At 66.3% G+C, this 21637-nt stretch carries 13 protein-coding genes; 7 read left to right on the top strand and 6 right to left on the bottom strand.

What is annotated here, in order from left to right; genetic code table 11:
- Positions 1 to 180: 180 nt before the first annotated feature.
- The 5 genes from PE061_RS09545 to PE061_RS09525 all read left to right on the top strand — a co-directional run bounded on the left by PE061_RS09545 (position 181) and on the right by PE061_RS09525 (position 6254).
- A complete protein-coding gene (locus PE061_RS09545) occupies positions 181 to 1395 on the top strand; it encodes a CaiB/BaiF CoA transferase family protein (RefSeq protein WP_271258847.1) in 1215 nt (404 codons plus the stop codon).
- A gap of 114 nt (positions 1396 to 1509) precedes the next feature.
- Complete coding sequence (locus tag PE061_RS09540; protein ID WP_271258846.1) at positions 1510 to 2277, top strand: GntR family transcriptional regulator; 768 nt, start codon at positions 1510 to 1512, stop codon at positions 2275 to 2277.
- Between the two features lie 142 nt (positions 2278 to 2419).
- Positions 2420 to 3805 (top strand): aspartate aminotransferase family protein, encoded by a 1386-nt coding sequence (locus PE061_RS09535; RefSeq protein WP_271258845.1) that lies wholly within the window; start codon positions 2420 to 2422, stop codon positions 3803 to 3805.
- 2 nt (positions 3806 to 3807) lie between these two features.
- The gene (locus PE061_RS09530) at positions 3808 to 5283 is read left to right on the top strand and encodes an aldehyde dehydrogenase (protein ID WP_271259170.1); all 1476 of its coding nucleotides are present in this window, start codon (positions 3808 to 3810) and stop codon (positions 5281 to 5283) included.
- Positions 5284 to 5294: 11 nt separating this feature from the next.
- A complete protein-coding gene (locus PE061_RS09525) occupies positions 5295 to 6254 on the top strand; it encodes an HpcH/HpaI aldolase/citrate lyase family protein (RefSeq protein WP_271258844.1) in 960 nt (319 codons plus the stop codon).
- Between the two features lie 35 nt (positions 6255 to 6289).
- Here the strand turns inward: PE061_RS09525 and PE061_RS09520 are convergent, their stop codons facing one another.
- From PE061_RS09520 to PE061_RS09505, 4 genes are all read right to left on the bottom strand, one after another.
- Positions 6290 to 7438: a serine hydrolase domain-containing protein gene (locus PE061_RS09520; protein WP_271258843.1), complete on the bottom strand. Its 1149-nt coding sequence runs from the start codon at positions 7436 to 7438 to the stop codon at positions 6290 to 6292.
- Positions 7439 to 7470: 32 nt separating this feature from the next.
- Complete coding sequence (locus PE061_RS09515; protein ID WP_271258842.1) at positions 7471 to 8505, bottom strand: DUF1611 domain-containing protein; 1035 nt, start codon at positions 8503 to 8505, stop codon at positions 7471 to 7473.
- 38 nt (positions 8506 to 8543) lie between these two features.
- Positions 8544 to 10844 carry a TonB-dependent receptor gene (locus tag PE061_RS09510; RefSeq protein ID WP_271258841.1) on the bottom strand — a complete coding sequence of 767 codons (2301 nt, stop codon included), beginning with the start codon at positions 10842 to 10844 and terminating at the stop codon, positions 8544 to 8546.
- A 218-nt stretch (positions 10845 to 11062) separates the two neighbouring features.
- Positions 11063 to 11737, bottom strand: coding sequence for a helix-turn-helix domain-containing protein (locus PE061_RS09505; protein WP_271259169.1), 675 nt, complete (start codon positions 11735 to 11737; stop codon positions 11063 to 11065).
- Between the two features lie 108 nt (positions 11738 to 11845).
- On the opposite strand from PE061_RS09505, the gene PE061_RS09500 reads away from it, so the two are divergent.
- Positions 11846 to 13489 (top strand): N-acyl-D-amino-acid deacylase family protein, encoded by a 1644-nt coding sequence (locus PE061_RS09500; RefSeq protein ID WP_271258840.1) that lies wholly within the window; start codon positions 11846 to 11848, stop codon positions 13487 to 13489.
- A gap of 27 nt (positions 13490 to 13516) precedes the next feature.
- On the opposite strand, the gene PE061_RS09495 is transcribed toward PE061_RS09500, so the two are convergent.
- Together PE061_RS09495 and PE061_RS09490 are read right to left on the bottom strand one after the other, a co-directional pair.
- Positions 13517 to 15892, bottom strand: a complete 2376-nt coding sequence (locus PE061_RS09495) for a penicillin acylase family protein (RefSeq protein WP_271258839.1) — start codon at positions 15890 to 15892, stop codon at positions 13517 to 13519.
- A 152-nt stretch (positions 15893 to 16044) separates the two neighbouring features.
- Positions 16045 to 18873 carry a TonB-dependent receptor gene (locus PE061_RS09490; protein WP_271258838.1) on the bottom strand — a complete coding sequence of 943 codons (2829 nt, stop codon included), beginning with the start codon at positions 18871 to 18873 and terminating at the stop codon, positions 16045 to 16047.
- A gap of 359 nt (positions 18874 to 19232) precedes the next feature.
- Between PE061_RS09490 and PE061_RS09485 the strand changes: the two genes are divergently transcribed.
- Positions 19233 to 21596 (top strand): penicillin acylase family protein, encoded by a 2364-nt coding sequence (locus tag PE061_RS09485; protein WP_271258837.1) that lies wholly within the window; start codon positions 19233 to 19235, stop codon positions 21594 to 21596.
- Positions 21597 to 21637 lie beyond the last annotated feature (41 nt).

The raw sequence follows: 21637 nt of genomic DNA, 5'->3' as shown, positions 1-21637 counted from the left end.
AATCTGTGCCATTGGTGCTGACGGCGGACAATGCTACCATCTTCTCGGCGCTGCTCGACGCAGCAGCACGACCAGAGAGGCTTGGGTCATTATAGTATGTTAGTATAGACATATACTATTAAGAGTCGCTAAGGAGGTCGTGAAGGCGCTCCGCGTCCGGCAGTTGGCGAGAAACCGAACATGGACAACGAATCGAAAACCGAACCTCTGCCGCTCGCAGGAATTCGGGTCCTCGATCTCGGCACCTTCATCGCCGCCCCTTATGCCGCAACAATCCTTGGCGAGTTCGGCGCCGAGGTCATCAAGATCGAGAAGCCCGGTGCGGGCGATCCGCTGCGGCAGTTCGGCACTCCGTCTGCGCCCGGAGCAACGCTTTGCTGGCTGAGCGAGGCGCGGAACAAACATTCGATCACACTCAACCTTGCGCACAAAAAGGGGGCCGCGCTGCTGCGGCAGCTCGTGCGCTCGGCCGACGTGGTGTGCGAGAATTTTCGTCCCGGCACACTTGAGGGCTGGGGTGTGGGCTTCGAGGCGCTGCTGCAGGAGAACCCCCGACTCATCATGTTGCGCGTGTCGGGCTACGGTCAGGATGGACCGTTGCGCGACAAGCCCGGGTTCGCCCGTATCGCCCACGCCTTCGGTGGCCTGACGCATCTGACCGGGATACCGGACGGGCCGCCGCTGACCCCTGGCTCGACCTCGCTGGCCGACTATATATCGGGCCTCTACGGCGCGATCGGCGTGCTGATCGCGCTGCAGGCGCGCGACAAGGTCGGCGGCCAGTACATCGATCTGGCGCTCTACGAGTCCATCTTCCGCATGCTCGACGACATCGCCCCGACCTACGCGCGAACCGGCGCCGTTCGTGGGCGGCTCGGCGTCGGCACGATCAACGCCTGCCCGCATGGACACTTCATCTGCGGCGACGGCATATGGATCGCCCTCGCCTGCTCCAGCGACAAGATGTTTGCGCGGTTCGCGCGCATGATCGGCAAACCCGGGCTGGCGGCTGTAGACCGCTATGCCGCAACCCGGCAACGCCTGGACGATGCCGCGTACATCAACGGCGTCGTCGAAGCTTGGCTGTCGGGCCTTAGCGCCCGCGAGGCCGTGGCCGCGTGCGATCGCGCCGGCGTGCCATGCGCCGAGATCCAGACGATCGCGGACATATTCGCAAGCGAACAGTTCGCCGCCCGCAAAAATCTCGTCGAGATGATGGACGCCGACCAGCAAAGCTGTGTCGTCCCCAACGTCATTCCTCGGCTTTCGCTGACCCCCGGAAGCGTACGGCACCTGGGCCCAGCGCTCGGCGATGCCAACAGCACGGTCTTCCACGACCTTCTGGGACTTTCGGGCACCGAGATCGCCGAAATGCGGCGCGAAGGCGTGATCTAGGACCGCACGAAGACAGCTACGCAGGTCAGCCGGATCACGAGCGTGCGGTGTATACCTTGATACGAAACCGGAAGCAGCTAGGATACCAGGAATTTAGCCAAGCAGGACGAAAACGTGCGAACGGTTCCTTTCTATCGCCAGGTCGCAGATACGATCAAAGCCCGGATCATCGACGGGCAGTACCCGGTCGGTGAGTGCCTCCCGGCTTCGATAAAGCTCGAAAAGGCCTTCGATGTCAGCAACATCACAATGCGCAAGGCGCTCACCCTGCTGAAAGACGAGGGATGGCTGAAGACGCAGAGGGGCGTCGGCACCATCGTCGTGCGCGCCGCCGACGACGACGTCATCAACATCAAACAGTCGGGCCGCTTCAACGACTGGCTGAACTGGGCGTCCGGCAAGGCGCAGAACGTCGACCAGGCGGTGCTCGACATCGACGACGATCGGGGGCCCATCCATGTCCGCAACCTGCTGAGCGTGCCGGAGAACGAGAACCTCTGGAGAATGCGCCGGCTCCGCTCGCGCCACGGGGAACCGATCTCGTATCACGTCAGCTACGGCACCCGGGAATCAAAAAGCCTGATGAAGAAGAAAGATTTCAAGGGCACCGGCAGCCTCATCGAAATGCTGCAGAAGAGATTTCCCCGCAAGATCATCCGCATCGAACAGCATCTCGAAGCCACCATCGCCGATATGGATATCGCGAAGATTCTGCACATCCAGTTCGGCGACCCGATTTTCTTCATGGAGCATCTCTATATCGATGCGCTGGAGAAGATCGTTGCCGTCACGCACCTGTTCATGCGGGCCGACCGCTATCGATACAGCATCTCCATCGACCTCGAATCCATCGGTGACAAGAACCTTCCGTCGCTGACCTGACATGGGTGTGAACATGCGGATGCGCCACACAACGCTCATTGCGCAAGGTTTAATCGTATGTTAGTATACTGTTATATTTAAATTTATGTTGCCTGTTAGAAAAACAAGGGGTTTTTGCCTCCAAAGCTGCAGTGGAAACCCGATGAGCAACTTTTCCGACTCCATCATCGCGCGCGATATTGCGCATGTCCTGCACCCCACCACGAACCTTGCCGAGCACAGGGAGAAGGGAGCGCTCGTCATCGAACGCGGCGAAGGCATCAACGTCTACGACGTTAACGGCAAGTCCTACATAGAGGGAATGGCCGGGCTGTGGTGCACGAGCTTCGGGTTCAGCGAAGGGGAACTCGTCGAGGCGGCCGTCGCGCAGATGAGGAAGCTGCCCTTCTATCACGGGTTCGGCAACAAGGCGGTGCTACCGACCATCGACCTTGCCGAGCGCCTGAAGGCGATGGCGCCGTTCGATGCCTCCAAGGTGTTCTTCACCAACTCCGGCTCCGAAGCCAACGACACCCAGATGAAGATGATCTGGTACTACAACAATGCCATCGGCCGTCCGCGCAAGAAGAAGATCATCGCGCGCTGGGGCGGCTACCATGGCGTCACCATAGCCACCGCGTGCCTCACCGGCCTGCCCGCCTTCCGGAACGGCTTTGATATGCCGCTCGACATGATCCGCCACGTCTCCTGCCCACACTATTACCGCGACGCCGAACCTGGCGAGAGCGAGGAGGCGTTCGCAGACCGGCTGGCAGCGGAACTGGAAGCATTGATCGAACGGGAGGGCCCCGACACCATCGCGGCCTTCATCGCCGAGCCGGTGATGGCCGGCGGCGGCGTCATTCCGCCGCCCCGCACCTATTTCGAGAAGATCCAGGCGATCCTGAGGAAGCACGACATCCTCTGCATCGCCGACGAGGTGGTATGCGGCTTCGGGCGGACGGGCTCCATGTTCGGCAGCGAAAGCGTCGGCATGATGCCGGACACGATGACCGTCGCCAAGCAGCTGTCCTCCGCCTACCTGCCGATTGCTGCTGTGCTCATCCCCGAATGGATGTACGAGGTGCTCGTCGACCAGAGCCGCGACAAGGGCGTGTTCGGGCACGGCATCACCTATGGCGGCCACCCGGTGAGCGCCGCTGTCGCGCTGCGCGCGCTCGAGCTGTTCGAGGAGCGCGACATGCTGGCGCAGGTGCGGCGGGTGACGCCGCATTTCCAGGATCGGTTGCGCGCTTTCCTCGATCATCCGCTCGTCGGCGACACACGCGGCATGGGACTGATCGGCGCGGTGGAACTCGTCGCCGACAAGGCGCAGCGGCGCCCGTTTGAACCCAGCGCCGGGATCGGCGCCTATTGCGGCGAACGCTGCATCGAGCACGGCCTCATCCACCGTTTCACGGGCAACGCTGCCTTGTTCTGCCCGCCGCTCATCATCACCGAAGACGAGATCGACGAGATGTTTGTGCGCTTCGGCCGCGCGCTCGACGATACGCTGGTGTGGGCGCGCCGGACGGGAAAGGTGAGTTGACCATGGAATACCGGATGCTGATCGGCGGAGAGGCCGTCGCCGCGAAAAGCGGGGAGACATTCGAGAGCGTCAATCCGTATGACCAGCAGCCGTGGGCGCGGGTACCGCGCGCCGGACCCGAGGATGTCGACACCGCCGTCGCCGCCGCACGCGAGGCCTTCACCACCGGACCGTGGCCGCGCCTGACGCCGACCGAACGTGGGCGCCTGCTGCGGAACCTTGGAGATCTCGTCGCCAGCCACGCGGAGGAGCTGGCCACGCTCGAAACCCGCGACAACGGCAAACTCTATTCGGAGATGCTGACGCAACTCCGCTACATCCCGCAGTGGTATTACTATTTCGGCGGGCTCGCCGACAAGATCGAGGGCATGGTGCATCCGGTCGACAAGCCGGACATATTCAATTTCTCGCACCACGAGCCTTACGGCGTAGTGGCGGCGATCACTGCGTGGAACTCGCCGCTGCTGCTCGCGGCCTACAAGCTGGCGCCCGCCCTGGCCGCGGGCAATACCGTCGTTCTGAAACCGTCCGAACATGCGTCGTGCTCAACGCTGCGGTTTGCCGAGCTGTTCGCGCTGGCCGGCTTCCCGCCTGGTGTTGTCAATGTCATCAGCGGCTTCGGCCCCGAGATCGGCGATGCGCTGACGGGACATCCCGACGTCGCCAAGATCACCTTCACGGGCAGCGCGACGACGGGCCGGCGCATCAACGCGGTCGCCGGGCAGGATTTCAAGAGCGTCACGCTCGAACTGGGCGGCAAGTCGCCCAACATCGTGTTCGCGGACGCCGATCTCGACAACGCCGCGAACGGGGCGATCGCCGGCATCCTCGCCGCCAGCGGTCAAACCTGCGTCGCGGGATCGCGGCTGCTTGTCGAGGATTCGATCCACGACGCGTTCCTTGAGCGGGTGGTGGCGATCGCGCGGACGGCGCGCTCGGGCGATCCGATGGACCCAGCGACCAATATCGGCCCGGTGGCGACGAAGGCACAGTACGACAAGATTCGCGGCTATCTGGAGATCGCCGAAGCCGAAGGCGCCGAGCGCGTACTTGGCGGCACGCCCGATCCCGATCCCGCGATCGGCAAGGGCTGGTTCATCGAACCGACGATCTACGCCAACGTCACCAACGCCATGCGGATCGCGCGCGAGGAGGTTTTCGGCCCGGTCCTCTCCGTCATCCGTTTTCGGGACGAGGACGAGGCCGTGCACATCGCCAACGACACGCGCTACGGGCTTGCCGCCGGCATCTGGAGCCAGAACCTGAAGCGCTGCATCGAACTGCCGAAGCGATTGCGGGCGGGCACGGTGTGGGTGAACACCTACCGCGCGGTCAGCTACATGACGCCCTTCGGCGGCTTCAAGGCGAGCGGAACCGGCAAGGAAAACGGCATCGAGGCGATCCGGCAGTATCTGCAGCTGAAAAGCGTCTGGTTGTCCACCGCCGACAGTTTCTCCAACCCCTTCACGATCCGCTGACGGAGATAGAAATGGCTACCCGTCTCCAGAGGTCGGTCCTCGCCGTTCCCGCGACTTCACCGCGCTTCTTCCGCCGCGCCGCCGAGGGCGACGCCGACACGATCTTCCTCGACCTCGAGGACGCCGTGACGCCGCACCGGAAAACCGAAGCGCGCGGCCTCGCCATCGAGGCGATCAACAGCATCGACTGGCGGGACAAGGGCCTTGCCGTCCGCGTCAACGAGATCGGCTCGGCATGGGGCTACCGCGACATCATCGACGTGGTGGAGAGTTGCCCGAGGCTCGACGCAGTGTTGGTTCCCAAGGTCGCCGACGCAGGCGACATCCGTTTCGTCGAACGGCTGCTGGAGGGTATCGAGGCGAGCCTCGGGCGCGAAAAGCGTGTCGCCATCGAGGCGCTCATCGAAACGCCAACCGGACTCTCCAACGTCGATGCTATTGCCGCCGCCTCGCCGCGGCTGGAGAGCCTGTGCTTCGGCGTCGGGGACTACTCGGTGGCCATGCAGGTGCCGCAAACCGACTACGGGACGCCTGACCCGGCATACGGCGTGCTTGGCAGTGCGGCAGGAGACGAGCGGCCCTATCACTGGAATGACCAGTGGCACTACCCACTCGCGCGGATCGGCAATGCTTGCCGCGCGAACGGACTGCGGCCCATCGACGGCCCGTTCACCAATTTCAGCGACGCCGAAGGTTATCGGGCCTGTGCCCGCAGGGCGCGCGCGCTCGGCTTCGAGGGCAAATGGGCGATCCACCCCGACCAGATCGAGCACGCAAACCATGTGTTTTCGCCCAGCAACGCCGAGATAGCCTGGGCACGTCGTATCGAGGACGCCATGGGAGAGGCGCTTGCAGGCGGTGCGGGTGCGGTGCAACTGGACGGCAAAATGATCGACCTGGCCCACATCAAGCAAGCCAGGTCGCTCCTGCACAAAACTCAATCCATCGAACGGCGGCGCGCGGCGAGTTGAGCATTGCCGGACGCCGCGGACCTCCGCCGGCGCGATCACTCCTTGGGTTGAAGCCCGAGAGCCACGCGTTCGATGCGATCGGCGACCTTGCCGGCGCCGACACCCTTTCCGATACCGTTGGCGATGACGGAGACGGTGAGACGGTCCTTCGGGAATTCGTTCAGCGAGGAACTGAATCCGAAGATGCCGCCGCCGTGGCCGATGCGCTGGTGCCCGTCCACGTCCGCGATGAACAGCGCATAGCCATATTCGAACGGGCCGAAGCCTTCCATCTTGGGCATCACCGTGCCGCTGTTCTGCCCGTTGCTCAGCTTGCCCGGCGCGATCATCGCCTTGAACGATGCGGGTTTCAGAAGCTTGCCGCCGAACAATGCGACATTCCAGCGCGCGAGGTCGCTCGCCGACGACCGCATGGCGCCCGCCGCGCCCGGTATGGTCATCGAGATGAACGCGGCGTTCCTGAACTGGTTGGGGCCGGCCGCGTCATAGCCCGCGGCACGGCCCGGCACGATCGCGCCTTCGTCGTCGAGCGCGGTGTGCTTCATGCCGAGCGGACCGAAGAAGCGGTCCTGAAGGACGGTGGCGAGCGATTTTCCCTCCACCTTCTCGATCACGCCGCCGAGGATGAAATAAGCCGTGTTGCTGTAATACCAGCCCGTGCCCGGCTCGAAGTCCTGCGTCTTGGGCATCTTCGCGAAATGCGCGACCCATTCGTCCGTTGTGCGCTTCAGCGGGGCTTCCTCGGGAAAGCTCGGGTCGTCGGTGTAGCTGTGGATGCCGGAGGTGTGATGCAGCATCTGCTTCAGCGTGACATCGGCGGCACGCGGGAAATCCGGATAGTATTTGGAGAGCTTGTCGTCGAGCGAGAGCTTGCCTTCCTCCTCGAGCTTCAGAAGCGCGACTGCCGTGAACTGCTTGGTGACGGAACCGATGCGGAAGACGCTGTCGTTGTTCACCGGGGCATTCAGCTCGAGATCGGCGGACCCATATCCCTTCACCAACACGGGGGCGCCATCCTTGTAGACCGCGACCTGAAGACCGGGGCTTTCGCCGGCGGCAATCGCGTCCTGGGCGACCTTGTCGATGGCGGCCGCGAGTTCGCCGTTGTCCGCCGCAAACGCGGTTCCGCAAAGCAGCACGCTGAACACCGCGCCTGCCGCCATATTCCGCACCGATACGATCATGTCAGACCTCCCACGTTGCACTTGAATCCCGGTCACGCCGCCGCAACGGCGGCCTGAAACGGTCCTGAAAGCATCTCGTCCACGACAGCCTCGATACCGAAGCGCAGCGGATCGAAGACAGGCAACCCGGTGCGCGCGTGCGCGTCTTCGAGCGCGCGCCGCGCCGTATCCTCATCGAGTGCCGACGTGTTCAAGCTGACGCCGACGAAGCGTGCCGCCGGATTCGTGCGCTGCGCGTGCGGCAGGTAGGCGGCGATCGCGGCTTCGAGCGTGGGCAGCGGATAGTCCGGGAAGAAGCTCGTCACGCTGCGGGCCGGATCGTGGCAGAGCACGAGGGCATCCGGCTGGCTTCCATGCAGCAGCCCGAGCGTCACGCCGGCGTAGGCCGGGTGGAAAAGCGCGCCCTGCCCTTCGATCACGTCCCAGTGATCGGGCGCAGCGTCGGGAGACAGGGTTTCGGCCGCGCCGGCGATGAAATCCGCAACGACGGCATCAATGGCGATGCCGCCGCCGGCGATCATGATGCCCGTCTGCCCCGTCGCGCGGAACGTCGCATCAATGCCGCGCTCGCGCATCGCCTTCGTCAGCGCGAGCGCCGTGTACTTCTTGCCGAGCGCGCAGTCCGTGCCGACCATCAGCAGGCGGCGTCCCGTGCGCTTGCGCCCGGTCGCCACCGGGAAGACCGTGTCGCTGTGACGCACGTTGTGGAGTGTGCGCCCCAGCCGCGCCGCGGCCTCGGCGAGCGCCGGAAACGCCTCCAGCCGGACGTGCAGGCCGCTCACGATGTCGAGCCCCGCCTCGAGCGCCGCCAGCAGGATGGTTTGCCATGCCTCGGGCAATTGTCCGCCGACCGGCGCGACCCCGATCAGCAGCGACCGCGCGCCCCGCGCCGCCGCCTCCGAAGGCGTCAGGTCGGGGAGCCCGATGTCGATCGTGGACGGCGTCAGCCGCAACTGACCGACGCAATCCTCGCGCGCCCAGTCCCGCACGCCGAGCGCCGTCTTGGCGAGCGCCGGGTTTTCAGCGTCCGCCAGGAACAGCAGATAGGGCTTTGCGATATCAGTCACCCGGAAGACCTTTGTCCGAAGGCGCAGAGGAACCGGCTTCAGTATCTGAAGCCGAGCCGCATCCCGAGCGTCCGAGGCTGGATGATGACACCCTTGCCGAGGAAACCCATGCCGCCGCCGCTCGAATAGTTGGTGAGTCCCTGCGAGTCGTTCAGGTTCTTGGCGAAAGCCTCGACCGAGATCTGCCCGAACCGCGCGGCAAGCCGCAGGTCGAGCGTGTTGTAGTCCGGGATCCGGACGTGGTTCGCGGTCGCGGGCGAGGTCGAGAAGTCGCTGTACCGGGCGCCGACATAGGCCCACGTGAGACCGGCCGACAGGCTTGTATCATCCCCGATCTCATGGACATAGTCGATCGAAACCGCGTTCTGGAATTCCGGCACATAAGGCAGCCGCTCGCCGGCCGCGCCGCCGAAGGCGGGTGCGTCGTCAGTCAGCCGGGCATGGGTGATGCCGCCCGTAACCGCGATGGTCAGCGGCTTCACCGGGTTCACGCTCAGCGTGTATTCCAGACCCTCGCTGCGCGCGTCGCCGCCGTTCCCCTGCACCGAGAAGGTCTGGCCGTTGGTCTCGGATACGAAATCCGTGGTGAGCTGGATATCGGTCCAGTTGATCCGGTAGACCGCGATATCGAAGCTGAACACCCTGTCGGCTGTCGACCCCTTGATGCCGAGCTCGTAGTTCGTCGTGTTGTCCGACCGGTAGAAGGTCGGGAAATCGTCGGGAGCGCCGGGTACGGTCAGCACCGGGCCGCCCGGGCGGTAGCCTGTCGCCAGCCGTGCGTAGATCGAGATGTTGGGGTTCAGCAGGATACGGGGCGCGATCGAGTAGTTGAACTTGCCCTCGCTCGACCGGATTTCCGGGTTCACGATGGGCTCCGGTCCGCCGCTGCCGATCAGGCCGGGATCGTTCGTGACCTGCGAACGTTGCCGGTTGCGCGAATAACGCCCGCCGACCGACAGTTCAAAGCTGTCGCCGAACTTCAGCGTGGCTTCGCCGAAACCGGCATATTCCTTGTAACGTGCTGGCAGATTGCTGCCGCCGAGGGGCAGCGGGTCTTCCAGCAGCACCGATATGTCGTTCTGCCTGGCAGCGTCATAGTACTGGGTGAAGGTGATGTCCTCGTAGGTATAGAAACCGCCGACCTGCCAGTCGAAACGCATGAAGCCGAGATCGACATCCTCGTTCGAGGCGAGCCGGATCTCCTCGTTGAACTTCTTGAAGCTGTTCTCCTGGCGCCCCCACATTGCAATGGGCTCTCCGTATGCGCCCGCGAAGATCATCGCGGCGGTCACGCCCGGCACCAATGGCAGGTCCGAAATATCGTTGCGGAAAAAGGTCTTGTACTTGCTGTAGCTGGTCGATGAGAACAGGCTGGCGGCGCCGAAATCGTATTCGATCACGCCGTTGTAGTACTGGAAGCGGCGCCGCGAACTTTCGGGCGCATAGGTGCGGAGCACCGGGTCGCCGCCGTTCGCGACCTTCGCGCCGACGGACGGATGGTTGTCCATTCCGCCGACCAGCTCGAGCATACCGCTGCCGTCGAAATCGCTGCGCTGGAGGCCGGCGGTCAGGCGCACGCTCAGGCCCTCCGCGGGTTCGACGAGGAACTGCCCGCGCAGGCTGTACTGCTCGCCGCCGTTGACGTCCGTTTTCCCGAGGGTCAAGTTGTCAATGTAGCCGGCGACGTCCTGATATGCGCCCGTCACGCGCAGCGCGGCCATGTCGCCGAGCGGCGCATTCACGACGCCCTGCGCGATCCAGCCGGTCTCGCCGCGGCGCACGGAATCGAAACCGGCCTGCCCGCGCGCCTCGAAGACGCCGAGCTTCGGCTTGTTGGTGATGTAGTGCAGCAGGCCGCCCTGCGCCGTGGCGCCGTACAGCGTGCCCTGCGGCCCGCGCAGCACCTCCACGCGGTCGAGATCGAAGGCGAGAAGATCGGCGGTGAGCAGCGCGCCGTTGGAAAGCGACGAGGCCGAGGACACGACGATGTCGTCCACCATCGTGGCGACCGAAGCGCCCGGAGCGCCGGCGTTCTGCCCGCGCAGCACGAGGCGCGTCGCGCCGTTGCCGGTCGCCTGAATGGAGAAGCCGGGAACCTGCGAGACGAAATCCGCGATCTGCGTGAGGTTGCGCCGCTCCAGGTCCTGCCCGCCGATCGCGCTGATGCTGAGCGGCACGTCGACGAGACGCAGCTCGCGCTTGGTCGCGGTGACGATGATCTCGCTGCCAGTCAGCTCCTCGGCCTCGCCGCCCGCGGTTTGCGCGATCGCGGGCGCGCCGATCAGCAAGGCCAGGGCCGAAACCGTCGCCGAAAGATACCCTTCATGCCGTCGAAACATCTGCCAGTCCCCCACATTTGCGAATGGACCGCCTTGCGGCGACGCATCGCATCCCAGACCCGTTCGGGCCATCCCTGTCCCAGAACTAGCAAATGTTTATTTCATGTCAATAATATTTCTGTTTTGGAAATACGGAAACGCGGCCCGTGCATGGCGGGAAGGCGTCGAATGCAGCGCTTTGTCATCATTCCCCGAAAAAGAGGTCCTGCGGCGCGGGATCAGCGCGCCCTCGACTTGCCGGAGCGCGGCTTGCGCGCGGCACGCGGCGGCATAGCGTCGTCGTCGGCGGCGGCGGCGGGCGACTCGCCGTATACGAGGCTGTCGGTCTGCTCGGTGCAGACGGCGATGATTTCCGTGCCCCCGGGCGTCTTCGAGAGGTACGCATGGCCCATGCGGCTGTCGATGTAGATGCTGTCCCCCGGATGCAGGATCTCCGGCTCGTAGAACTCGCTGTGCACCTCGAGCACGCCGTCGAGCACGTATATCCACTCCTCGCCGTCGTGGCGGATCAGCGGGCCGAACTCCTCCAGCGTCGCGGCGTGCACGCGCCCCTTGATCGGCACGATGCGCTTGCGGCTGAGCTCCGGCGAGACATACAGATAGTCGTAGCTGCCCGTGCGGATGTTGCGCCCCTCCCCCTTGCGCGCGACGCTGCGGCGGCCGCCGGCATGGACTGCGGTCTGCGCGTGGTCGGTGAACAGGCTGCCGATATCCACGCCGAGCGCGCCCGTGAGCCGCGTCAGCTTGTCGTAGGTGAGGCCGAGGCGATCGTTTTCCATCTTCGAGAGCGCCGACACGGAATAGCCGGTGCGCTCGCTCATCACGCTGAGCGGAATGCCCCGGGCCATTCGCAATGCCTTGATTTTCTGGCCTAGGCCGCCCTGCTCGATCATCGTGCTCACCGTTTCGACTGCTTGCGGAAGCTTATCGCAACGGATTGCCAAGGGCGCAATGTTTCCATATCGGAAAGCATTGGAAATCGGGTACAGGGAGGAAATAGCATGTCGAAGGCCGCACTTCTGGCTCTGGGAATGCTGGTTGCGTCAACCCCGACCGCCGCTGCCGGCGACTACGACCTGCTGATCCGCGGCGGCACGATCTACGACGGGTCGGGACGGCCCGGCTATGTCGGCGACGTCGCCGTCAGCGGCGGAAAGATCGCCGCCGTGGGCAAGCGCGTGCGCGGCAGCGCGGCGAAGATCATCGAGGCGCGCGGCCTTGCCGTCGCCCCCGGCTTCATCGACGCGCACAACCACGTCGATTTCGGCCTCGAAGATCGCCCGGGGCCGATGCTCGACGATCAGGACCTGCTGCAGGGCGTGACGACGATCCTGCTCGGCCCGGACGGCTATTATTCCCCGGAGCAGATCAGGCAGCGCACGGCACAGCTCCAGACGCGCGGCTCGGGCGTCAACTACGGCTGCTATGTCGGCCACAACGGCATCCGCGCGCAGGTCATGCCCGGCATCCAGCGCCCGGCGAACGCGGCCGAAACAGCGGCGATGGCCGCGCTGGTGCGCGAGGGCATGGAGATGGGCTGCGTCGGCCTGTCGACCGGGCTGATGTACGACCCCGGCATGTTCAGCGATACGGACGAGATCGTGGCGCTGGCGGACGCCGTGAAGCCGTTCGGCGGCACCTACGATCTGCACACGCGCGACCCGTCCCTGCAGATGCTGAAATCCGAAAAGGAAGCCATCGAGATCGGGCGGCGGGCCGGCATCCCGGCGAAGCTCGGGCACCTGAAGGCGACCGGCCTCATCAACAGGGGCCGCATCGGCGACGTGATCGCGGCGGTCGAGGAAGCCCGCGCCGCGGGGCAGGAGGTCGTCGCCGACCAGTACCCCTACGACGGGGCGGCCACCGGCCCCCTGAGCGGCATCTTCGTCCTGCCGGGCCGCAAGGACATGCCGCCCGCGGCCGAGGTCCGCGCCGCGCTCAAGGACCCGAAACAGCGCGCCGCCGTCCGCGAAGCGACCGAGCACGGCGAGGCGGGCGGGTTCTCGTGGGTCAAGGCCGTCGGCTACGGCAACATGCGAATCGTCGATGCGCCGGGCGCGCCCGAACTCGTGGACCAGAACATAGAGCTGCTGGCGAAGGCGTGGGGGATGGAGCCGTTCGACCTCGTCGCCCGGCTCGTCGAGGACCAGCCCGACTCGCTGCTCATCACGCTCGGCACGATCGACGAGGCCGACGTGCAGAAACTCATGGTCCAGCCGTGGGTGATGATCGCGAGCGACGGCGGCTACAGCGCGCCCGAGGGAGCCGAAATCGACATCATGGGCTATCATCCGCGCGCGACGGGCAGCTTCGCCCGCGTGCTCGGCCACTACAGCCGCGATCTGGGGCTTTTCCCGCTGGCCGAAGCCGTGCGGAAGATGTCCGGCCTGCCCGCCGAGCATCTCCGCCTCGCCGACCGGGGCTTTCTGAAACCGGGCCTCGCCGCCGACATCGCCGTCTTCGATCCGGCGAAGGTCGCCGCCCGATCAACTTACGGCAACCCCGCTGCGCGCGCGGAAGGCATGGTCGCCGTCATCGTCAACGGCGAGGTCGCCGTCGAAGGCGGCAAGCCCACGGGCGTGGCCGCAGGCCGCTTCGTTCCGCGACGCGGGGACATGCCGCCCGGCAAGGCGGGCAAGCGGTAGCGAGGGCAGGCGCGCGCCGGCCCGGGTTCAACGCGCGGGGGTCAGGCTGATCACGCGCCCGGCCGCCTTTTCGACGGCCGGGCGCGTATAGGTCAGCGGGGCGAAGCGGCCTTCGAGCCACCCGGGCAGGAAATCGCGGTAGTGCGGACTCGACGGGTCCGCCGACTGGCCGGGCATGTTCATGAACACCGACCTGTCCCAGTCGCCGACATCCATGACGATGCGAACCGAGGGACCGTGGACGGCGGCGAGGTCCTTGCCCGGCGATGCCAGTGCAACGGTCGTTCCCGAGCCGCCGACAGGCTGCGGTCCGACGGTCACGGCCTCAAGCTCATCGGGGCGGAGGAGCAAGCCGACAGCGGGCTTCAGTTCGAGCTTGTGCACGGCGCCCCACGTCCAGCTTTCCATGTGCGGGCCAAGCCGGTGCCGAAGGTCCTCCAGAGTGGCCGTCAGGCTCTCCTTCAGCACCCTCCGGGTCGTGGCGGCGGCATCGGGGCCGAGCAGCGGGTCGTTCGTTTCGAGGGCATGGAGCGCGGCATCGGCCGACGCGCGCTGGACCAGCGGCTGCGCTTCCGGCCGGACGACATGGGCGACCAGCGTGCGCCCCAGATGCGACGCCAGCCATGTCGCCGCGATCGCGGCGGCCGCGCTGTCCGCGCGGGCATCGCCGTCCCATTCCCTCAGCAGGCGCAGCGCCAGCGCGCTGTCGGCATCCCAGCCCTGCATGTCGCTGAGCAAGGCGACGAGCCGCAGCGCCGAGAGATCGCGCGTGTCCATCTGCATCGCCGCCGCGTCCGCCACGGAGAAGCGGTCCTTGCCGGAAAAAAGCTGCACAAGCCGATGCGACCGGCTGGGGTCGGCGAATTCGAAGCCGATCGGCACATCCGCGGGATAGCCGGCCGGCAGGTTCATCTCGTTTGCAGTGGCGATCCAGCCCCCGGCGGGGTCCCTGACGCTGGGCAGGCGGCGCGGCGCGAGCATACCGTCCCATTCGTAGCGCCCGTCGCCGGGAACAGGCAGCAGCCCGTCCCAGTTGCGCCTGACCGGCGTCAGGCCCGCGGCCGCCCAGCCGATCGCGCCGCCCGGATCGGCCCAGATCAGGTTGAGCGGCGGCGTGCCCCAATGATCCGCGGCCGTCCTGAAATCGTCCCAGCCCGATGCGCCTGCAAGCCACGAGGCCGCCGCATAGGCCGATGTTCCGGGCTCCGACCAGACGGAGCGGACCGCGTAGGCGCGATTGCGCTCGGCGCTTCGATGGATGACGGGGCCGTGCCGGGTGAAGGGAAGCTCCACCGTGACCGGCTTCCCGCCCTTGACCGGGATCGTTTCCCGGACGACGCGCATCTTCTCCCAGCGGCCGCGATACCGATACGTGTCGGGGCGGCCCGGCTGCGTCTCGTACACGTAGACGTCTTCCTGATCCGCGCTGAAGATGGTGAGGCCGAAGGCGCCCTTGCCGTTGTGGCCGAAGGAAATGCCGGGCACCCCCGGCTCCCCGGCACCGATCAGCGACAATCCCGGCGCCTCCATATGCACCACGTAGCGCAGGCCCGGCACGGTGAGCGCGCGGTGCGGATCGTTGGCGAGGATCGGCCGGCCGGTGGTGGTGCGCGATCCCGCGATGACCCAGTTGTTGGAACCCTCCATCGCATCGTCGGCCGGGGCAGCGGAAGACGCCTCCACCCGCCTCGCCAGACCCTCGAAGCCGACAGGGCCGGTGGCCAGCGCGTATTCGTCCATGACGTCCGCGTCGATGGAGCACGGATCGAGACCTTCGGGCACCCGAGGCGTATGGCCGGGATAGAGGCGCTGGTTGAAGCGATCGGCCTCGACCCCGCCCTTGCAGATCAGGCGCGCGCGCTGCACTTCGGAGCGCGCGTTGAGCGCCAGCGCGTGGCTGCGGATACGAACCACGTCCTCCGCGCGCCAATGCGCGGGCTTGCTGCCCGTAAGCGCGAATTCCGCCGGCATCGGTTTCCTGCCGGCCAGCGCTTCATCGACATAGGCGTTGATGCCGGCGGCGAAAGCCTCGTAGTTGCCGCGCGCGCCCGGCGCGTAGCGACGCCACTCGCCCGCCATGTCGCCGCGATACAGGAACAGGCGCGCGGCGCGGTCCTGCTTCACATAGGCCTCTCCGAAGCTTTCCGACAGCAGCCCGAGCCCGCGCTTGCGCCACAGGTCGATCTGCCACAGCCGGTCGCGCGCGACGTTGTAGCCCTGGAGGAAATAGGCGTCCCGGGCGCTCCCCGCGTAGATATGGGCCAGCCCCCAGCGATCGACGATGATCTCCGCCGGGGCCTCGAGGCCGCGGACCTGCCAGTTCTCGGCGACGGGCTCCGCCTGCAAGGCCGTCGCCGACAGCGCGGCCGCGAATACCGCGAAAGCCCGGATTCCTCTGGTCAAGCCATACCCTCCCGCCATGCCGAGCCGGACCGCTCCCAAGTCCGATCAACCCTATGCGGGAACCGGCGCCGCAATCTATGCCGGGATGTCCGGCAGGCTCAACAGGCAAGAGCGGGCCCGCCCCGATCTCCGGGACCGGCAGGACGACGGGATCAGAACCTCACCCGCGCCCCGACGGTGAAATAGCGGCCGACCATGTCGTAGAGCGCGCCGTTGGTCGCGAACGGCGCCTGGAAGGTCGAGCCGACGATGGGCGGGTCCTTGTCCAGCAGGTTCTTCACGGCGCCGTACAGTTCCATCGTCCAGCCGTCGCCCCGGCCGATGTCGTACTGCGCGGAGAGGTTGATGTAGAAACGGCCGGATATGCTGTTGTCGTTGATGTCGTTCGGCCCGAACGTCACGTCGAACGCGCCGCCGCCGACATAGCGGCCCGATACGCCCAGCGACAGCGGACCGGTGGCGTAGACGATATTCGCCAGCCCCGTCCAGTGCGGCACGCCGGTTCCCTGCGCCTGCCCGGCGCGGTCGACCGAGGTGACGCCGTCGCCGGTGACAAGATCGGCGACGTAGGTGCCGAGCAGGCGGACGCTGAGGCTGTCCGACCCCAGCGCGGTTCGATAGGCGAGTTCCGCGTCGACGCCGCGTGTCTGCACGGTCTGGATATTGACGAAGAAGTTGTTGACGTGCCGGATGCTGGTGTCGGGATTGAGTTCGATCAGGTCGCAGAGCTGCGCGGCGCCGCCGATGAAGCAGCGGTCGATGATGTTCTGCGTCGTCAGCGTGCCGATCGCGCCGCTGATGTCGATGTCGTAGTAGTCGACCGAGAGGCGCAGCCCGGGCAGCATCGCCGGCTCGAGCACGACGCCCGCCGTCCACGTATCGGCCTTCTCGGGCGCGAGCCCGGGATTGCCTGCGCTCAGCGAGCTGATGAAAGGCGACGAGCCGTCGCGCGGATCGCGGACATTGGCGAAGCTCAGGCCGGAGATGCTGAACATCTCGGTGAGGTTCGCCGCGCGGATGTCGCGGGAGAGCGTGCCGCGCAGCTTCAGCCCGTCCGTCGGCACGTAGGTGCCGCCGAGCTTCCACGTCGTCACGCTCGCGCCGGTGCTGTAGTCGGTGTAGCGCACCGCGCCGTTGAGCTCGAGAAGCCGTGCGAACGGCACGTCGCGCAGCAGCGGCACCACGGCCTCGGCATAGGCCTCCTTGACGTCGTAGTGCCCCGCGAGGCTCTTGGGGTTTCCGATCATGAAGCCGTTGGCGAGAGAGATCGCGTCGGCGACGGACCTCACGGATTCGCGGCGATACTCGATGCCGAAGGCGAGGGAGACCGCCCCGGCCCACGTCGAGAAGGGTTCCCCCGAAAAGTCGAGCGCGGCCGCGTGCTGCCGGATCTTGGAGGCGACGACCTGATCCTCGGTCACATAGTCGATCGCCGCCGCCGAGGGCGAGCCGTAGCCGAACAGGTTGATGGGAACGCAGCCCGGGTTGGTCGCGAGGTTTCGGCACACCGGCTGTTCGGTTACCGGATCGACGATGGAATCGATCGCCGCCGCCAGGCGGGCGTTGACGACATTGCCGAGCGACCTGTCGAGACGCCGGGTCTCGCCATAGGTGTAATAGGCCGACCATCGCCACGTGTCGCCGAAGTTGCCGTCGAGGGAGGCGACCGCGCGATACACCTTGGCGTCGAGATCGGTGGTGATATAGCCGAAGTCGGTATTGATCCGGCCCATCTGGAACTGGGTGATGCCGTTCGTCAGCATCGTGCCGCGGACCGCGTCCGGAAGGAACGCGTTCTGCTGCGTGATCGTGTAGGGCGACAGGCTGAACGATGCCGTCGTCTCGTTGTTGCTCGTCGACCGCGCATAGGAGCCTTCGAGCGACAGGCGGACATTGTCGGCGATGTCGTAGTCGAACATCGCGTAGAGGCTGCGGCGGCGGTGCGGCGTCACCAGCGAGATGTATTTGCCCTGATTGATGCCGTCTCCCCCGACCATGTAGGTCGAGCCGAGATAGCTGCCGGTCGCGAACGGTGAAACCGTGCCGCCCGGACCGAACTGAAGGTAGCGCAGCGGCCCCGCGGTGAGGATGAGGCCGCCTTCCGTCCGGTTGGACTGGTGGACGTCTGCGGAAAGAATGCGCGCGGGCTCACCGTTGGTCGGCGTATACAGCGGATTGACGAACACCTGCCAGCCTTCGGCGCCCCATTTCCGGTCCTGCTGGTTGAGGATGCCGCGGCTGTCGAAATATTCGCCCGAGATCACGAAATGCCCGCGGCCGTCCGCAAAATCCGTTCCCCAGCGCGCCGAAACCTGCGTCTCCGCGTTGTCGCCCCGGCTGCTGATCCCCGCCTGAAGCCCGACTTCCAGGCCTTTCTGGTCGCGGTCGAGGATGAAGTTGACGACACCGGCGACGGCATCGGAACCCCATGCGGCGGACGCGCCGCCCGTCACCACCTCCACCCTGTCGATCAGCGCCTGCGGGATAAGATTGACGTCCACCGTTCCCGCGATCGCCGCCTGCGTCGCCGAGGGCACGAACCGGCGGCCGTTGACCAGCACCAGCGTGCGCGGCGCGCCGATGCCGCGCAGGTTCAGGAAGTTGGCGCCGGCGGTGGCCGTGCTGTTCCCGGCCGTCGCCGGCGTCGTGTTCGGAAGGAAGGACGGGATCTGGTTGACCGCCTCGGTGAGGGTCGACGCGCCCTGAAGCACGACGTTGTCGGCATCCAGCATCGTGGTGGGCGTCGGGGCGGTGAAGCCGCTGCGCGTGATGCGCGATGCCGTGACGACGATGTCTTCGCTTTTTCCGGCCTCTCCGGCCTGTGCGTCCTGCGCGCTGGCGGGATGGACGAAGACCGAAAGCATCACCGGAAGGCCGCCGGACAGGAGCGCGGCCCGCACCGCCACTTCCATCGCCCTGCCCCACGGCGCCGAACGGACCTGCGATCCACACGGCGGCTCCACACGCGTCGTCAGTATCATTGTTTCCCCCTCTCTCCCGTCGCCCGCCCCCGATGCGTTCGGATACCGCCGGCGCGGTTCGTTCAATTAATTTTCCTATATAGCTCCAACTTTTCCTATAATGTCAATCCAGCTTCATTCAAACCATGACAGTGCGGCCCGTCACCATACGCGCCAGATACCGAAAATATCATATCTCATGAATTTTAAAGGATAAAATTCCGAGGAAAACAGAAACAGGAATGAGCGTCCCGCCACGGCTGGCGATGGCCAGAAATTAGTGTATATGAAAATACGGCCGGAGTACGAAGGCTAAGCCTTCATGCTTCATCGGCAAGGATCAGGTCGACGGAATGAAAAGGTTCGGTAGAGGCAAATGGATGCTCGCAGGCGCCGTCTTCGGCGCGCTGACGTTGGCGGGCACGTATGGCTGGCTGCGCGCGTCGCTGCCGGACTATTCCGGCGAACTCAGCGTGGCCGGGCTCGGCGGCACTATCGAGATCGTGCGGGATGCGCGCGCCGTTCCGCACATTTTCGCAGCCACGCGCGAGGACGGCTATTTCGGGCTCGGCTTCGTTCACGCGCAGGACCGGCTCTGGCAGCTGGAAACGACGCGCCGCGCCGCGCGCGGCCGTCTCTCCGAAGCCGTCGGAAGCGACGCGCTTCCCACCGACAAGCTCGTCGCGGCATTCGACATCGAAGCCATCGCCGCGCGCACGGAGCGTCAATATTCGCAGGCAACCCGGAGCGCGATCCGCGCCTATGTCGCGGGCATCAACGCGGCGCTGGACGCACGGCGCGGGCCGCCCCCGCCCGAATTCCTGCTGGCGGGCATGACGCCGGAGCATTGGGAGGAACGCGACGTCAGCCGCGTCGCCGGACTGCTGACGCTCGGCTTCGGCGACTGGCGCGACGAGTTGCTGCGCGCGCGGCTGCTCCCCGCGATCAGCTGCGACGCGCTGCGTTCGCTGTTCGCTTCGCCAGCGGATGGCGGCCCGGCGACGCATCCAGACGCGCCGCCAGCGGCTGCTGCGCCGGCCGCCGACACCTGCGGCGCACTGCCCTTGACGCGGGTGAATGCGGCGGCGGCAGAGCCCTTGCCCTTCGGCCGTTCCCTCCCGGCGTCGAACAGCTGGGCGATTGCGGGCGCGCGCACGAAGACCGGCAAGCCCATGCTCGCCAACGACCCGCACGGGCCGCTCACGGCGCCCGCGGACTATTACCCCGTCCGCATCGTCGGCACGGATTTCGAGATCGTCGGCGCGTCCCGTCCCGGTTCACCGGGCTTCGCGAGCGCCCGCAACCGCGACATCGCGTGGGGAATCACCGACGTGATGGCGGACCAGACGGACCTGTTCGTCGAACGCCTCGATCCCGCCGATCCGTCGCGCTACCTCACGCCCTCGGGGCCGCGGAAATTCCTGACGCGGACGGTGACGATTCCGGTCAAGGACGCAGCGCCCGAACGTGTCGTCCTGCGCTACACGGCGAACGGACCGGTGCTGTCCGACATCGACGCCGACGCCGGGCGGCTGGCGCGGGAGCAGTTGCCGCCGGGGCATGTCGTCGCGCTTGCGGGCGTGCAGTTCCCGAACGGCCAGCCGATCATGGAAGCCTTCGCGAAGATCGCGGCAGCACGCGACTGGCCCACGTTTGAACGTGCGATCGGGGATTTCCATTTCCAGCACAATTTCGCTTTCGCCGACCGGTCGGGAACGATTGCGATGGCGACCGCCGCCCGCATCCCGCGCCGCGGAGGCGACGGCTTCCTGCCCGCCCCCGGCTGGGAGGCGCGCTTCGCGTGGAACGGCCATGCCTATCCCGCGGACATGCCGCGAACGGTGAACCCCATGTCGGGCTACGTCGCCAACGCCAACAACCGCACGCTCATCGGCGACCGTCTCTACGACAGCACCGCGTTCGAACCGGGCTGGCGCGCCGCGCGGATCGTCGACCAACTCGGCAAGGCGAACGGCGCCGATCGCGAAACGATGCGGCGGCTCCAGCTCGATACGGTATCGGCGGAGGTCGCCGCACTGAAACCGGTGCTCACGGCGATGTCGCCCGCCACCGCGGAGGGTCGCGCCGCCCTCGCCGCGCTGCGGCGCTGGGACGGAAACATGGAGATCGGCGCCGCCGGGCCGCTGATCTGGTCGGCATGGTACAGGGCAACCGCGCTGGCGCTTCTGGAGCCGAGGCTCGGCGCCCTCGCGAAGGACTATCTCGAGTCGAACAGGCCGCGCCTCGAACGGCTGCTCGCCGGGGAAGGCGGCTGGTGCGCGCCGCCGGAATGTCGGGCCATCGCTGCCAACGCGCTCGACGCGGCGGCGCAGGACCTGCGCGCAGAGCATGGCGACATGCGCGGCTGGCGCTGGGGCGATGTGCACCGCGTGCGTTTCAGGCACGACATCTTCTCGCACCTGCCCGTCGTGGGGCGGCGGATCGTGGCGTCGCCCGCCGCGCCGGGCGACGCCTCCACGGTCAATGCCGGCCTCAGCAGGCTCTGGAGCGACGACCCGTATGCGGATGTCTACGGCGCCCGCTACCGGCAGATCGTGGACCTCGCCGATCCAGCCCGCAGCCTCTACATGATCGCCCCCGGCGTTTCCGGGAACGTGTTGTCGCCGTGGTTCGGCCACCTCGCGGAAGACTGGGCGGCAGGCCGCTATTTCACCCTCGCGGGCAGCGCCGCGGACCTGCGCAAGGACGCCGTGGGCGTGCTGACATTGAGGCCGGGACAATGATCCGCACCGGGCCATCGCTGTTTCCAATGCGAAGTTTAGCG

This window comes from Sphingosinicella microcystinivorans, assembly GCF_027941835.1.
Taxonomy (GTDB): domain Bacteria; phylum Pseudomonadota; class Alphaproteobacteria; order Sphingomonadales; family Sphingomonadaceae; genus Sphingosinicella.
The sequence above is the reverse complement of the archived record's forward strand: the minus strand, read 5'-3'. Positions and strand labels throughout refer to the sequence as shown.

Excerpts from the sequence above, each read along its gene's own strand:
- PE061_RS09545 (WP_271258847.1), top strand. The coding sequence starts at position 181 with ATGGACAACGAATCGAAAACCGAACCTCTGCCGCTCGCAGGAATTCGG.
- PE061_RS09535 (WP_271258845.1), top strand. The coding sequence starts at position 2,420 with ATGAGCAACTTTTCCGACTCCATCATCGCGCGCGATATTGCGCATGTC.
- PE061_RS09530 (WP_271259170.1), top strand. The coding sequence starts at position 3,808 with ATGGAATACCGGATGCTGATCGGCGGAGAGGCCGTCGCCGCGAAAAGC.
- PE061_RS09525 (WP_271258844.1), top strand. The coding sequence starts at position 5,295 with ATGGCTACCCGTCTCCAGAGGTCGGTCCTCGCCGTTCCCGCGACTTCA.
- PE061_RS09520 (WP_271258843.1), bottom strand. The coding sequence starts at position 7,438 with ATGATCGTATCGGTGCGGAATATGGCGGCAGGCGCGGTGTTCAGCGTG.
- PE061_RS09510 (WP_271258841.1), bottom strand. The coding sequence starts at position 10,844 with ATGTTTCGACGGCATGAAGGGTATCTTTCGGCGACGGTTTCGGCCCTG.
- PE061_RS09505 (WP_271259169.1), bottom strand. The coding sequence starts at position 11,737 with ATGATCGAGCAGGGCGGCCTAGGCCAGAAAATCAAGGCATTGCGAATG.
- PE061_RS09500 (WP_271258840.1), top strand. The coding sequence starts at position 11,846 with ATGTCGAAGGCCGCACTTCTGGCTCTGGGAATGCTGGTTGCGTCAACC.
- PE061_RS09490 (WP_271258838.1), bottom strand. The coding sequence starts at position 18,873 with ATGATACTGACGACGCGTGTGGAGCCGCCGTGTGGATCGCAGGTCCGT.
- PE061_RS09485 (WP_271258837.1), top strand. The coding sequence starts at position 19,233 with ATGCTCGCAGGCGCCGTCTTCGGCGCGCTGACGTTGGCGGGCACGTAT.